General features: G+C 46.4%; 12 protein-coding genes. 10 read left to right on the forward strand and 2 right to left on the reverse strand.

Annotated elements, in window-relative coordinates; translation table 11 throughout:
* Positions 1-97 precede the first annotated feature (97 nt).
* The 6 genes from hutC to B9J87_RS00030 all read left to right on the forward strand — a co-directional run bounded on the left by hutC (position 98) and on the right by B9J87_RS00030 (position 7315).
* Positions 98-811 (forward strand): histidine utilization repressor, encoded by a 714-nt coding sequence (hutC, locus tag B9J87_RS00005; RefSeq protein WP_038148510.1) that lies wholly within the window; start codon positions 98-100, stop codon positions 809-811.
* A gap of 127 nt (positions 812-938) precedes the next feature.
* A complete protein-coding gene (gene hutI / locus B9J87_RS00010) occupies positions 939-2153 on the forward strand; it encodes an imidazolonepropionase (protein WP_094149128.1) in 1215 nt (404 codons plus the stop codon).
* Positions 2146-3159: a formimidoylglutamase gene (gene hutG, locus B9J87_RS00015; RefSeq protein ID WP_094149129.1), complete on the forward strand. Its 1014-nt coding sequence runs from the start codon at positions 2146-2148 to the stop codon at positions 3157-3159. The genes hutI and hutG overlap by 8 nt, the downstream gene beginning before the upstream one ends.
* A 77-nt stretch (positions 3160-3236) precedes the next feature.
* A complete protein-coding gene (hutU, locus tag B9J87_RS00020; RefSeq protein ID WP_013856604.1) occupies positions 3237-4934 on the forward strand; it encodes a urocanate hydratase in 1698 nt (565 codons plus the stop codon).
* Positions 4935-4947: 13 nt separating this feature from the next.
* Positions 4948-6480, forward strand: coding sequence for a histidine ammonia-lyase (hutH, locus tag B9J87_RS00025; RefSeq protein WP_094149130.1), 1533 nt, complete (start codon positions 4948-4950; stop codon positions 6478-6480).
* A 109-nt stretch (positions 6481-6589) separates the two neighbouring features.
* Entirely contained in the window at positions 6590-7315 is a 726-nt protein-coding gene (locus B9J87_RS00030) for a DUF3581 domain-containing protein (RefSeq protein WP_047688343.1), read from the forward strand.
* Between the two features lie 141 nt (positions 7316-7456).
* On the opposite strand, the gene B9J87_RS00035 is transcribed toward B9J87_RS00030, so the two are convergent.
* Both B9J87_RS00035 and ydiJ read right to left on the reverse strand, forming a co-directional pair.
* Entirely contained in the window at positions 7457-7948 is a 492-nt protein-coding gene (locus B9J87_RS00035; RefSeq protein ID WP_013856601.1) for a methyltransferase family protein, read from the reverse strand.
* A 50-nt stretch (positions 7949-7998) separates the two neighbouring features.
* Complete coding sequence (gene ydiJ, locus B9J87_RS00040; protein ID WP_176429444.1) at positions 7999-11034, reverse strand: D-2-hydroxyglutarate dehydrogenase YdiJ; 3036 nt, start codon at positions 11032-11034, stop codon at positions 7999-8001.
* A 275-nt stretch (positions 11035-11309) separates the two neighbouring features.
* Between ydiJ and B9J87_RS00045 the strand changes: the two genes are divergently transcribed.
* The 4 genes from B9J87_RS00045 (at position 11310) to B9J87_RS00060 (ending at position 14248) form a co-directional block, all read left to right on the forward strand.
* Positions 11310-11999, forward strand: a complete 690-nt coding sequence (locus tag B9J87_RS00045) for a DUF3334 family protein (protein ID WP_026028133.1) — start codon at positions 11310-11312, stop codon at positions 11997-11999.
* Positions 12000-12126: 127 nt separating this feature from the next.
* Complete coding sequence (locus B9J87_RS00050) at positions 12127-12810, forward strand: DUF2786 domain-containing protein (protein WP_017042255.1); 684 nt, start codon at positions 12127-12129, stop codon at positions 12808-12810.
* 105 nt (positions 12811-12915) lie between these two features.
* Positions 12916-13893: a J domain-containing protein gene (locus B9J87_RS00055; RefSeq protein WP_026028924.1), complete on the forward strand. Its 978-nt coding sequence runs from the start codon at positions 12916-12918 to the stop codon at positions 13891-13893.
* 172 nt (positions 13894-14065) lie between these two features.
* Positions 14066-14248 carry a hypothetical protein gene (locus tag B9J87_RS00060; RefSeq protein WP_010319035.1) on the forward strand — a complete coding sequence of 61 codons (183 nt, stop codon included), beginning with the start codon at positions 14066-14068 and terminating at the stop codon, positions 14246-14248.
* Positions 14249-14426 lie beyond the last annotated feature (178 nt).

A 14426-nucleotide genomic window follows, 5' to 3' on the forward strand; every position in this document is an offset into this window, starting at 1 on the left:
GTTTTGGCCGATGATGATCGCAAAGCCTTATCTAAATATTGCATTTCCCAGCGACTTCGTTAATTATTTGTATATTCAAATAAAACTCATCATGCCCATGTCAAGCTCACCACTTTATAGACAAATAAAACAATTTATTTTAGATAACATTGAATCCGGACACTGGCCTGTCGGCCAACGCATAAGCACCGAGCTAGAACTGACCGAGCAATTTAATGTGAGTCGGATGACGGTGAATAAAGCGATACGGGATCTGGTGGCTGATGGAAAACTGCAGCGCCGACCGAGGCTAGGTACTTTTGTTTGCGCTGTAGAAGACAAAGCGGAATCACCGTTACTTGATATTCGTAATATTGCTGACGAGGTCGCTAGCCGAGGGAAGCAATATCGCAGTAAAGTCTTAAAGCAACTTGCGTTAACAGCAGATGAAAGTGTCGCTATCAAACTCGGCGTCATGCTAGGATCTTCTGTTTTTTATAGTGAAATCATTCACTTTGCTAATGACACTCCGATACAACTTGAAGTGCGCTGGGTCAATAGCCGCTACGCGCCCCACTATCTTGAACAAAACTTCTCGTTCATGACGCCCAATCAATATCTTTCACAAAACTGCCCATTGAGTGCAATTGAGCACACTGTTGAAGCCATTATTGCCGAGCATCACATCAAACAATTGTTGCAACTGGCCGTCAATGAACCCTGTTTACTACTCAATCGCCGCACTTGGAGTGGCGATAAGTTAGTCAGCTCTGCACTGCTTTATCACCCGGGCTCTAAATACAAATTAACCTCTAAAGTGATGCTCGATTAACGCTACACATTTCAACATTCGATCACACTTTTGCAACATTCATCTTGCACCGCCTGCGCTTTTACCTTATTTATTTGTATATACATTTAAATCAGCAGCGCACTAAGCGATAACGGTGACAATAAAGATGGATCTAATACTGACCAACGCGTGTATCGTCAGCATGGAACAAGGAGAGCTTGGCTATCAGCCTAGCTCTCCTAAAACTGTGGTGATAAAAGCGGGCAAAATTGACGCCTACTTTGATAGCCACATTCCCATCGCCGCCGCGCCAGAACACAAAGTCATAGATTGCCAAGGCAAGCTTATCACTCCGGGGTTGATAGATTGCCATACCCACCTTATCTATGCTGGTAACCGCGCCAATGAGTTTGAAATGCGCTTGCAAGGTGTTCCCTACCCAGCGATCGCCAAACAAGGCGGCGGTATTTTATCAACCGTCCACGCCACCCGCACCGCATCCATTGACCAATTGGTTGAGTTGGCACTACCAAGGTTAGAGGGGTTGCTGCGTTCCGGTGTCACATCCGTTGAGATCAAATCGGGCTACGGTTTAACGCTCCATGATGAGATAAAAATGCTCAAAGCGGCTAAGCACCTTGAGGATCATCGCCGCATTAAAGTCGTCACAACACTGCTCGCCGCTCACGCCATTCCACCAGAATATCAACACCGATCAGACGATTATGTTGAGCATATTTGTCAGGAAATCATCCCTCTGGTGGCCGAACAAAAACTCGCTTCGAGCGTCGATGTGTTTTGTGAATCGATTGGTTTTACGCTGGCACAAACAGAAAAAGTGTTCCAAGCCGCAATTGCGCATGGGCTGCAAGTGAAAGGTCATACCGAGCAATTATCAAACCTAGGGGGAAGCGCTTTAACCGCACATTACCAAGGTTTGTCTGCCGATCATATCGAATATTTAGATGAGCAAGGTGTGTTTGCACTCGCCCGTTCCAATACCGTGGCAACCTTGCTGCCCGGTGCTTTTTATTTCTTACGTGAAACCCAACGCCCACCGATTGATTTACTGCGTCAGCATCATATTCCAATGGCCATCGCAAGTGATTTCAACCCCGGTACATCGCCGTTTGCTGACCTCACTCTTATTATGAATATGGCGTGCACACTGTTTGGCTTAACCCCCCAAGAAGCCTTACGAGGTGTGACTCAACATGCTGCGCAAGCGTTAGGTTTTGCTGATTCTCGCGGCAAAATTGCCACTGGCTACGATGCCGATCTCGCCATTTGGAATATTAGCCACCCAGCCGATTTAAGTTATCAAGTGGGCGTACCGCGTTTGCATGCACGCGTAGTTGACGGAGCATTGACCTATGAATAACCCTACCTTTAGCAACACTCAGCACAGCTTCGAGTGGCAAGGCCGTCACGATGCCGAAGATGGCGAGTTAGGTACACGCGTTCACCATCAAACTCAACGTTGCACCGTCAATACGCTACCCATTCAACAAAACCAAGATGAGAAAGCCATTGCCATTATCGGTTTTGAATGCGATGCAGGGGTGGCCCGCAATAAAGGGCGCATTGGCGCAAAACAGGCTCCCGATGCCATTCGTCAAGCGCTGGCCAACATGGCTTGGCATAAGCACTCTCGCTTTTTTGATCTGGGCAATATTCGCTGTATTGATGATGAACTTGAGCTGGCTCAGCAACAGTGCGCTGATGTGATTGCCCATACGCTTAAACAAACGCCCGTTATCGTACTGGGTGGCGGTCATGAAGTCGCTTGGGCCACGTTTCAAGGCGCAGCGCAATATCTGAGTCAACAAGCCATCAGCCAACCACGGATTGGGATCATCAATTTTGACGCACATTTCGATTTGCGTGCTTTTGAGTCAGAGATCGCTTCGGTGCGACCTAGCTCGGGCACTCCTTTCAATCAAATTCATCAATGGTGCAAGCAAAATCAATGGCCATTTCATCACGCTTGCTTAGGTGTGAGCCGAGCAAGTAATACGACTGCACTGTTTCAACGAGCCGATGAACTGGGCGTTTGGTATATGCAAGATAATCAGTTTTCAGCACTGAGCCCGATTGATCATCTGCGTGAACTGCAACACTTCATTGACCAGTGTGACTATCTCTATTTGACAATTGACTTAGATGTCTTTCCAGCTGCAACGGCGCCGGGAGTCAGCGCCCCAGCGGCACGTGGCGTAAGTTATGAAGCGCTTGCCCCTTATTTTGACAAAATTTTCTACCACAAAAATAAGCTGTTAATTGCCGACATTGCCGAATACAACCCACAATTTGACCAAGACAATCAAACTGCTCGTCTCGCGGCAAGGCTGTGTTGGGATATCGCCAATGCCATGACCGACGATTAATCGCTACACCTCACTAAACCCGATACTGGCACCATAACAACAATAGCGCCACATTGTGAAACACAAGGAGTCTCAACATGACGCAACCCCATACTCAAGAGCAACGTCTTGATACCACGCGCACCATTCGCGCCCCTCACGGTACAACACTTCGAGCCAAATCGTGGTTAACCGAAGCGCCACTGCGCATGCTCATGAACAACCTTGACCCAGACGTTGCAGAGCACCCACATGCACTTGTGGTGTATGGTGGCATTGGCCGCGCGGCCCGAAATTGGCCGTGCTTTGATAAAATTGTTGAAGTGCTTGAACGCCTTGAAGAGGATCAAACGCTCTTGGTTCAATCAGGCAAACCTGTCGGTGTTTTCCCGACGCACAAAAATGCACCACGTGTGCTAATTGCCAACTCAAACCTTGTACCACATTGGGCCAACTGGGAGCACTTTAATGAGCTCGATAAGCAAGGTTTGATGATGTACGGTCAAATGACGGCTGGCTCATGGATCTACATCGGCTCACAAGGCATTGTACAAGGTACTTACGAAACCTTCGTCGCCATCGCTAAACAGCATTTTGCTGGTAGCGCAAAAGGCCGCTGGGTGTTGACTGGCGGCTTAGGTGGCATGGGCGGCGCTCAGCCATTAGCGGCAACCATGGCTGGGTTTTCCATGATTGCGGTCGAGTGTGATGAATCGCGCATCGACTACCGTTTACGCACTGGTTATGTCGATAAAAAAGCCACCAGCTTAGATGAAGCCTTGGCGATGATCGATAGCTCGGAGACACCGATTTCTGTCGGTTTGTTAGGTAATGCCGCTGATATTTTTCCACAGCTAGTTGAGCGTAATATCACCCCCGATGTGGTGACAGACCAAACCTCGGCCCATGACCCACTCAATGGTTATTTACCCTTAAATTGGAGCATGGAACACGCCGCTCAAATGCGCACTCAAGATGAAAGCCAAGTGGTCAAGGCGGCCAAAGCATCGATGGCCGTCCAAGTTCAAGCGATGTTAACGCTGCAAAAACGCGGCGCTGCCACACTCGACTACGGCAACAATATCCGCCAAATGGCTCTCGAAGAAGGAGTGGCAAACGCTTTTGACTTCCCAGGATTCGTACCAGCCTACATTCGCCCACTGTTTTGTGAGGGGATTGGACCTTTTCGCTGGGTCGCCCTGTCTGGCGATCCCGAAGACATTTATAAAACCGATCAAAAAGTGAAAGAGTTAATCCCTGATAACCCTCATCTACATAACTGGCTAGACATGGCGCGCGAACGCATTCAATTCCAAGGCCTACCAGCTCGCATCTGTTGGGTGGGTTTGAAAGATCGCGAACGTTTAGGCCAAGCATTTAACGCGATGGTGAAAAGTGGCGAGTTAAAAGCGCCAGTCGTGATTGGTCGCGACCATTTAGATTCCGGCTCGGTAGCAAGCCCAAACCGTGAAACTGAAGGTATGCTAGATGGCTCAGACGCTGTTTCCGATTGGCCGCTGCTCAACGCACTGCTCAATACCGCCGGTGGCGCAACTTGGGTGTCACTCCACCACGGCGGTGGCGTAGGTATGGGCTTTTCTCAGCACTCTGGCATGGTGATCTGCTGCGATGGTTCAGATGACGCAGCACAACGTATTGCACGTGTTTTACATAACGACCCAGCCACAGGTGTCATGCGCCATGCTGATGCAGGTTATGACATTGCGAAACGCTGTGCTAAAGAACAAAAGCTCGACCTGCCAATGCTCAACCATGAACTCGCGCAACTGAAGTAAGGACAAAAAAAACATGTTAAATCTTGTTATTAAACCGGGCCAATTGAGCTTAAAAGCACTGCGTCAAGTAAGCCGAAAGCCGGTCACCGTATCACTCGACTCCAGCGCGATAGCGGGTATTGAAGCAAGCACACAAGTCGTTGAACAAGTGATTGCCGAAAATCGTACTGTTTATGGTATCAATACGGGGTTTGGCCTACTTGCCAATACTAAAATTGCCCCTGAAGATTTAGAAACCTTGCAGCGCAGCATCGTGCTTTCACACGCTGCGGGTATTGGTAAATTCATGGCGGATGAAACCGTTCGCTTGATGATGGTACTCAAAATCAATAGCCTTTCCCGTGGGTATTCCGGTATTCGGCTTGAGGTGATCAACGCCTTGATGACGTTAGTTAATCACCAAGTCTACCCCTGTGTTCCACAAAAGGGATCGGTTGGCGCATCGGGTGATTTAGCGCCTTTAGCACACATGAGTACGGTACTGCTCGGCGAAGGGCAAGCTCGCCACAACGGCGAAATTATCTCTGGACTGGACGCGTTGAAAATCGCAGGGCTAACTCCTATTACTTTAGCGCCAAAAGAGGGGCTCGCGCTACTCAATGGCACACAAGCCTCTACCGCATTTGCCCTAGAGGGGTTATTTGCCGCAGAAGACTTATTTGCCTCCGCCATTGTATGTGGTTCAATGTCGGTCGAAGCGGCGCTGGGCAGTCGCCGCCCGTTTGATCCGCGCATTCATCGCGTTCGCGGCCATCGCGCGCAAATGGATGCCGCCAGCGCTTATCGCCATGTACTTGACAACCGCAGCGAGATTGGTGAATCCCACACCGCATGTGAAAAAGTACAAGATCCGTATTCACTGCGTTGCCAACCACAAGTGATGGGCGCGTGCTTACAGCAAATTCGCAATTCGGCTGAAACGCTAGAAGTGGAAGCCAATGCCGTTTCCGACAACCCTCTGGTGTTTGCAGACGATGGCGACATCATCTCTGGCGGTAATTTCCATGCAGAGCCTGTCGCGATGGCTGCGGATAACTTGGCGCTAGCAATTGCCGAAATCGGCAGTTTGTCAGAACGACGCATGGCACTCTTGATTGACAGCGCGCTCAGCAAGCTTCCGCCATTTTTAGTGGACAACGGTGGCGTTAACTCTGGCTTTATGATTGCGCAAGTGACGGCGGCAGCGCTAGCCAGTGAAAATAAAACGCTCGCCCATCCGGCTTCGGTTGACAGCTTACCCACTTCAGCCAACCAAGAAGATCATGTGTCGATGGCAACGTTTGCTGGTCGTCGTCTGCGTGATATGAGCGAAAACACGCGTGGTATTTTAGCGGTCGAGTATCTTTCTGCCGCGCAGGGGCTCGATTTCAGGGCACCCAATAAATCCTCCGCATTAGTCGAAGAAGCGAAACAAATCCTGCGTAAAAAAGTTTCGTTTTACGATAAGGATCGCTACTTCTCGCCAGACATTGAACAAGCCAATACCTTGTTAGAACTGGCGGTACATAACTCGCTCATGCCGGAAAATCTTCTCCCTAGCTTATAATGTTACGCTATTGAGCCTCGCTCTCTGTGAGGCTCTTTTTACTGATTGGACCATTCATCGAGTGGAGTTGACTTATAATCGCGTCAGTTTTGGCTATACAGCGTGCATTATGTCTCTTACATCTTATTTCTCTCATCAAGATCAAAAATTCCAGTTCACTCGCCAACAAGCGAGTCACTTTGCTAAAAAAGTGGCGGGAGATTTCAACCCAATCCACGACGAAGACAGCAAGCGTTTCTGTGTTCCGGGCGATTTGCTCTTTGCAGTATTGCTGCAAAAAGAAGGCATTAGCCAAAAGATGCGTTTTGATTTTTCAGGCATGGTCAGCGATGGCATTGCACTGCACATTGAAAATAAGTGTATGAAAGAGAGCGCTCTTGTCGATACTGCGGGCAAAGAGTATCTACACATGAGCCGTGAAGGCCAAGTAAGCCACAACACCGCATTTATCGAACACGTTGTGACGAACTATGTGCAGTTTTCTGGTATGAACTTCCCGCACATCATGGTGCCATTGATGGAAGAAGCGCAAATGATGATTAACTGCCAGCGCCCATTAGTCATCTATGAAAGCATGGAAGTGGAATTTGAACGTTTAGACCTCTCTTCACCTGAAGTTGAGTTTTCTGGTGCGACGTTTGATGTTGACGGTAAACGTGGCATTGTCACGCTTAACTTTGCCTTTAAAGAAAACGGTCAAATCGTAGGGAAAGGGGTAAAGCGCATGGTAGCTAGTGGCCTGAAACCTTATGACCAAGAAGCAGTCGATGACTTAGTTAATCGCTTCAATGAACGTAAAGAGATGTTTTTAGCTCAATTTTCAAAAGCAGCCTAACCGTATTCTTTTCACTATGGCTTGGGCTCTTTTGCCCATTATCTAGAACCATATTTGTTGTATAGAACCATGTTCGTTGTATAGATTGCAGCCCCGCTATTCTTGCGGGGCTTTTGATTTCGGATGCCTTACGACATTCAACTATATCCAGCGCCTGACACGCTGCTTGTAATCGACATACTCTTCGCCAAAACGCGCTTCCAGCACTCGCTCTTCTGGATAAATCTGAAAACGATTCATAAACCACACAAATAAAAATGCGACCACGAGGCTCAACCCATTGTGTTGCCAATAAGCCACGCCAAACAACAGGAAAAAGAGCCCCAGATACATCGGATTACGCGAATAACGGTAGATACCGCTATCCACAATACACGATGTCGTTTCTGGTTTGGTTGGATTGACCGTAGTTTTCTTGCGACGAAATTCGTAAATCCCCAGTAAACCAACGATGCCAGATAAAACAAAGCAAATCGCAAAGACCACTCGAGGCAGAGGTAAAGCGAGGCTTGCAAACTCAAAACTGTATGAGATACGATGCATCAACAGTAGCGCCACAATAAATATCGCCACTGGGGGTATTTTCAGTTCAAATTTTTCCATGCTGCTCCACCTGACTGTGCTTCGCTCCAAACCAATATCGACAGTATAGTAAAAAGCCCAGTAAGGTCTGGGCTTAGGGTTTACAACAATGCCAGTAAAGCTTGTAACGGATGCTTGGGTTTTACCTGTTCAAATCGTTTCACTTGACTGCGGCAGGAATACCCTGTGATCAAGCAACGCTCTTTGGGCAGTTTTTCTAAACTTGGCTTCCAGCTTAAACCATAAATATCTTTCGACATCTCCAGCTTATCCTTTTCGTGGCCAAAGGTTCCAGCCATGCCACAACAACCAACTGGCACCGTTTTTAACTGAGAACCAAAATGGCTAAATATCGCGCCCCATTCTTTTTCTGCATTCGGTAGTTTGGTCTTTTCCGTACAATGAGCAAACAGATACCAAGGCGCGTCACTGTGGTTTTGGTGATGGTTAAACTCCGACAAACGTGGCAACAGCCACTCATGAACAGTCAGCACATCAAACTCACCACGCTTATCGCCAAGAATTTCGTTGTACTCATCACGGTAGCAAAGCACTAACGCTGGATCGACACCGACCATTGGAATATTGAGATCCGCTACCTGCGACAAAAACGCAGCGGTGTTTTTCGCAGTGGCTGTGAATTGCTTTAAAAATCCTTTGATATGCTGCGCTTTACCATTGGGTTTGAATGGCAACAGTATCGGATTTTTGCCTAATTTGATCAGCAATTGCACGAAATCTTCAACCACCTCAGCATCGTAATAACTGGTGAATGGGTCTTGAACGATAATCACATGTTCAGCGCGATCTTGCTGTGACAGCCCATCGAGGCGCTGCATATCGAATTTCACCACTTGGCCTGCGACACGCTTTGCCAACGTCGGTACCGAAAGCAAGGGCGCATCAACGTAACCAACTGTTGAAGCGGTGAGGCTTTGTACCCATTTATGAGCCAATACCCCGTTCACCACTTGCGGAGCCTTTGCCATGACCGGCAAAAGCGTTTCAATATTCGCGACGAGATAATCCTTAGCCGGACGCTGATAACGTGAGTAGTAGATATTTAAAAAACGAGAGCGAAAACTCGGCACATCGACTTTGATTGGACATTGGCTAGCACACGCTTTACACGCCAAACAGCCATTCATCGCTTCATACACTTCATGTGAAAAATCGTACTCACGCGATTTATTGAAAGAGTTACGCACGCGATCAATCATAGTTTTGATGGTTGGGTTTGACTCCAACACTTGCTTCTCTAGGTCGAGAATATCCACACCCTGCTCGGTAAGTTGGCGTAACCATTCACGCACCAAACCGGCGCGGCCTTTCGGTGAGTGACGACGATCCGCCGTGACTTTCATCGACGGGCACATCGGCGAACTGGTGTCATAGTTAAAGCATAAACCGTTACCATTACACTCCATCGCCTGTTTGAAACTGTCACGAACCTTCACATCGATTTGACGATCAAAATAGCCGCGTTTGGTGTCCGTGACTTTGACCAATTCAAAATTGGTCTCAAGTGGCGTACATATTTTGCCGGGGTTCATTTTATTGTGCGGGTCAAAGGCGGCTTTAACGCGTCGTAATTCAGTAAATAGCTCCTCACCAAAAAACGCGGGGCCATATTCGGAGCGATAACCTTTGCCATGTTCGCCCCACATTAAACCGCCATATTTTGCCACCAGTTTGACCACCTCATCAGACACTTCATGCATCAGAAGCTCTTGCTGTGGGTCACACAAATCCAAAGCAGGACGCACATGCAGCACGCCGGCATCCACGTGGCCAAACATGCCATAACTGAGCTGTTTGCCATCCAGCAAGGTACGGAATTCGCTAATAAAATCAGCCAAGTGTTGAGGAGGAACACAAGTATCTTCAGTAAAAGCAACGGGTTTAGCCTTCCCTTTGGCCGCCCCTAATAACCCCACCGCTTTTTTGCGCATGTTGTAAATCAGGTTAATGCTCGCCAAATCACTGCACACTTGATAGCCAATGATGCCCGCTTGTTCTTGCTCAAGCATCTGATCAAGACGCTGCGTCAATGAAGCGACCTGCGCGGCGACCTCTTGCTCGCTTTGGCCTGCGTATTCGACCATATTGATGCCTTGCATCTCTTTGCCCGGAACATCCGCTAATAACTCGCTGACGCTATGCCAAACAATATCTTGCTTAGCTAAATTTAATACTTTGGAATCGACGGTTTCAACCGATAACGCATTGGCCGCTACCATTAAAGGGGCATTACGCAATGCCGAATCAAAGCTGTTGTACTTCACATTGACTAAGGTGCGAGCTTGGGGGATAGGCGTCAGATTCAAGGTTGCTTCTGTGATGAAGACCAAAGAGCCTTCTGCGCCACAAAGTACCCGAGTGAGGTTAAAGTGATCACCTTCTTCATCAAGCGCATTTTTAAGATCGTAGCCCGTCAGAAAGCGGTTAAGAGGTGGAAATTTCGCCACAATTTGTTCGCGCTTGTCACGGCATACCACTTCGGTCACTTGCAAAGCGTTTGCAGCAAAAGTACCACTTTCAGGCAAGCCTAATGAGAGATCCGATTCAAGTACCGAGCCATCGGCAAAAACGGCTTGCAGAGACAAGACATGATCCGACGTTTTGCCATATTTTAAAGAGCCCTGCCCTGACGCATCGGTATTGATCATGCCACCAAGTGTGGCTCGGTTACTGGTCGAAAGATCCGGTGAGAAGAAATAACCTAATGGTCTGACCGCATCATTTAATTGGTCTTTCACCACGCCAGCTTGTACTCTTACCCAACCTTCATCAGCATTAATTTCAAGCACTTGGTTCATGTGACGAGATAAATCAACCACAATACCTTTGGTTAACGACTGGCCATTGGTACCAGTGCCACCACCGCGCGGTGAAAAAGTGACTCTCTCAAACTCTGGTTTTGAGCTAATCTTACCAATAAGTGCTACGTCATGGGTTGATTTGGGATGAACAACCGCTTGAGGCAATTGCTGATAGACACTGTTGTCAGTCGCAACGGCAAGCCGGCTAGAGTATTGTGATTCGATATCGCCGCTAAACCCTTCATTTTCGAGCTGTTGTAAAAAGCTCAAAACGACGGGATCAACGTCCGTTTGGTAATGAAGTCTTGGTAACATTTGCTTCCTGCCCCTACTGCGCTGATCCAATCAGCTGTGGGTTAATGGTTATTTTGATATTAATCTTTGAATTTCGTCACTTTACAACATTTAAAAAGGTGATCAAATCAGAATCTCAATGCAAGAATGAATCTCTCTAAAAAGTCATCAGTACGACATTTTTCCTGTACACAACATTTTAGCTATATATAGTTAATTAACGCTTTATGCTTTATATATTGATATAGAGAGTTAAATACCGCTTTTAAACTGCAATGCACATTACGGATATCAGAATGAAAAAAAACAAGATTGTTACCACTGAAGATATTTTGCTTAAGCTTTGTCAATCAGTGTCAGGAGTGCTCAGTTCTGCAACGGCGACCAACATTGCTTACTCAGCGATGGTACAAAAAATCAACAAAACGTCACTAAAGCCAGATTTCGGCTGTTTCGTTTTGTTTGATGGTGGCTTCTCTGGGCTCGTTGTTATTAACTTTACGGCCAAGGCTGCGCTGGAAATTTACACCAGTTATATGCGCAACATGGGAATGCCAGAAGAAGAGCTGGCCGTGCTGCACACTTCTGACGAGGTGGGCGATGTACTGGGCGAATTGATGAATCAACTCGTAGGCGACTTCACAAATAAAATCCGCAAAGAACTGCAAACCAACATTACCCAAAACCAACCGAAGATGCTGTCACTCAACAAACAGGTAATTTTGTCGGTGGATACTAATTTAGATCGTCCACAAGCACGCCGAGTTACCTTCTCGACAGAAAGTAATAATATTTTCTATCTTGAACTGGCAATGGATAAAACCGAATTCATCCAACTTGAAGAGTTTGAAGTTCAAGAAGATGAAAGCCCTGATTCAATTTTAGAAGCGACTCAGCAAAAACTGTCTGCCAAAGCAAAAAACGACAAGCAAAACAACAGTGATGATGATTTGACTACAGACCTATTGGATGAACTTGGTATTTAAACCACCAACCTCCTCTCGACTCGCTGCCTGATTTTGGGCAGCGATTCTCCACTTCGCTTTCACTTCCAGCATAAAACCGCTAAAATGTCGGACTTTTCTGAAGTTGTAGAATTGTATTTGCGAATTAATGGATAAACAGAAAGCTCTAAAGAAGATCGCTAAATGTCTTGAACTTGGTAATTCCGCGAATGTGAATGAAGCGGCCAATGCCATCAAGATGGCGCATAGCCTGATGCTGAAGTATGGGCTTGATAAAGATGACATCGAATTTATCAAGATGGGCAAAACCCAATCAACCCATTTACTACCCGCATCGATCACCTCATCACTACTGCGAGTGATCCGCGGTATCAATACTAAGTTTGGTGTAGAAGCGGTGCTACTCAATCATAAAGGACTCAAACGTGTTGAGTTTATTGGTGAGGCCGATCGCGCTATTTTTGCCGCCTTCGCTTTTGATATCATTTACCGAGAAATGAACGAGCACACAGGCCAATTTCGAAATAGTTTCGCGGGTAGTGGCACTTCCAGCATGGAAGTCACACGGCGCGTCAATTCATTCGTTTCGGGTTGGATTGAAGGGGCATTAGAAAAGCTTCCAGTGATCACCGCCGATGATGAATCCAATAACAAAATCAATAATTACATTGATAAAGAGTTTCAAAATATTGACCGTGAAACCTTCAAGCAGCAGCTGCGTGATGCCATGAAAAATATTACCGCGGATTATGAGACTGGGTTAAAAAAAGGCCGTAAAGTATCTGTAAACCGACCGATTGATGGCGCACCTGCTCCAAAACGTCTTAGATAACCATTAATGCGCTATTCTGCTCTGTGCATTCGATAGAAATGCGCTACTATTTGAACAGAAATTAGCCCCACAAAACATGGTGAAAATTTGAGAGTTGTCCTTAGTTTGTGCCTGTTTTTCTCCTCATTAGTACTGGCTTCTCCTGTTGCTGAGCTAACTGCCCAAGCTCAGCAACAAAACTCAAATGCACAATATCAATTGGCGCTGGCTTATCAGCAAGGGGACAAAGTTGCTGTTAACCTAAACAATGCGTTTTATTGGTTTCAGCAAGCGGCGCAGAATGGACACCCCTTAGCCAAATCTAGGCTAGTCAATCTCTATTTAAAGGGACAAGGAACCCCAAAAGACATCCCTCAAGCTCTATTTTGGCTGACAGACTTAGCCACTAGCGGCGATGTGAATGCTCAATTACAACTCGCTAGAACATACGAAACACTCCCTTCGCCACCCTCAGCGTTAGAATTGTCAGAAATGTGGTATCGCATTGCGGCAAGTAAGAGTAGCCAAGCCGAAGAGGGTTATGCCCGTGTATTGCAAGAAAAATTCAATCAACAACGTGCAAAACAAGTCTCCTCCATCAGCCAATTAGACAGCGCTTTTGACAGCAGCGATGAAGCTGACATGGTGGTCAGCACTGCACCCGTTGAGCACGACTCGACAAGCTCTATCATGACGGATTACTTATCTCTGTTGTTGCTGATGTTACTCCTTTTGATGCTTATCTATCTTTTCCGCTTCTGGAGCCGAAAACGTAAGACTCAACAACACGATAAAAATAGTCAACACCAGCAAGAAATCGAATCGCAGGCCTTTATGATCAAACAGCAAAAAAGGCAGCTTGAAAGCTTATTCAAAGAGATCAAAAGACTGCAAAACAATCATGTGGCTCAATCTCAGGATCAAAAATTACTATTAGCCTGTGCATTATTTGGCTTTAAACCCAGTGAACTTCCCGATGAAAAAAGCATCAAGCTTCGCTACAAGCAACTGTGCAAAATATACCACCCAGATCTTCAAGGCTCACAAGACGAAATGAAACGACTCAATGGTGCGTTAAAAATCATCCTGCCTCACGTTAAGTAAATGTTATTTTTAATGCGAAATATTACCGCTCGCGATTAAAACACTCGCTAAAGATAGACAACGCAATCGATCTCCATCTCACTTAAAGTAACAAATAGTTAACTTAATTCTCTTTTATATGGGATAATGCGCCGCGAAAATTACACCTAAATCTTCTAGGTGGGGAGAAAACATGTTTACGATTGAAGGTATTTGCGATTGGTGTAAACAACCAAAGCTATTAATAAAACACGAATATATTGATGGGAAATCGCACCACTCATGTGAAAGTTGCAATGAGTTTGCGCGCATGGATGTCAGGCAGTTTAATATTGCAGAGCAAGCATTTCGAGATCGACAGTCACTGTCACATTAGGCATCAATAGCTATACATGAAAAAGCGCCAAAACGGCGCTTTTTTACTGCCTGTTTTAAAGCACAACCATTTCAACGACCATGACAACTTATCTAATTAGTGACGAGGCACTGTTACTAGGATACTTACATTGATCACAAAACAGGCAACAGCGCTTTATCTTTGAACAATTTGATTG

It is taken from the genome of Vibrio sp. V19_P1S1T109 (assembly GCF_002241375.1).
Lineage (GTDB): Bacteria > Pseudomonadota > Gammaproteobacteria > Enterobacterales > Vibrionaceae > Vibrio > Vibrio anguillarum.

Coding starts and splice junctions, on each gene's coding strand:
- hutC (WP_038148510.1), top strand. CDS start 98: ATGTCAAGCTCACCACTTTATAGACAAATAAAACAATTTATTTTAGAT.
- hutI (WP_094149128.1), top strand. CDS start 939: ATGGATCTAATACTGACCAACGCGTGTATCGTCAGCATGGAACAAGGA.
- hutG (WP_094149129.1), top strand. CDS start 2,146: ATGAATAACCCTACCTTTAGCAACACTCAGCACAGCTTCGAGTGGCAA.
- hutU (WP_013856604.1), top strand. CDS start 3,237: ATGACGCAACCCCATACTCAAGAGCAACGTCTTGATACCACGCGCACC.
- hutH (WP_094149130.1), top strand. CDS start 4,948: ATGTTAAATCTTGTTATTAAACCGGGCCAATTGAGCTTAAAAGCACTG.
- B9J87_RS00030 (WP_047688343.1), top strand. CDS start 6,590: ATGTCTCTTACATCTTATTTCTCTCATCAAGATCAAAAATTCCAGTTC.
- ydiJ (WP_176429444.1), bottom strand. CDS start 11,034: ATGTTACCAAGACTTCATTACCAAACGGACGTTGATCCCGTCGTTTTG.
- B9J87_RS00045 (WP_026028133.1), top strand. CDS start 11,310: ATGAAAAAAAACAAGATTGTTACCACTGAAGATATTTTGCTTAAGCTT.
- B9J87_RS00050 (WP_017042255.1), top strand. CDS start 12,127: ATGGATAAACAGAAAGCTCTAAAGAAGATCGCTAAATGTCTTGAACTT.
- B9J87_RS00060 (WP_010319035.1), top strand. CDS start 14,066: ATGTTTACGATTGAAGGTATTTGCGATTGGTGTAAACAACCAAAGCTA.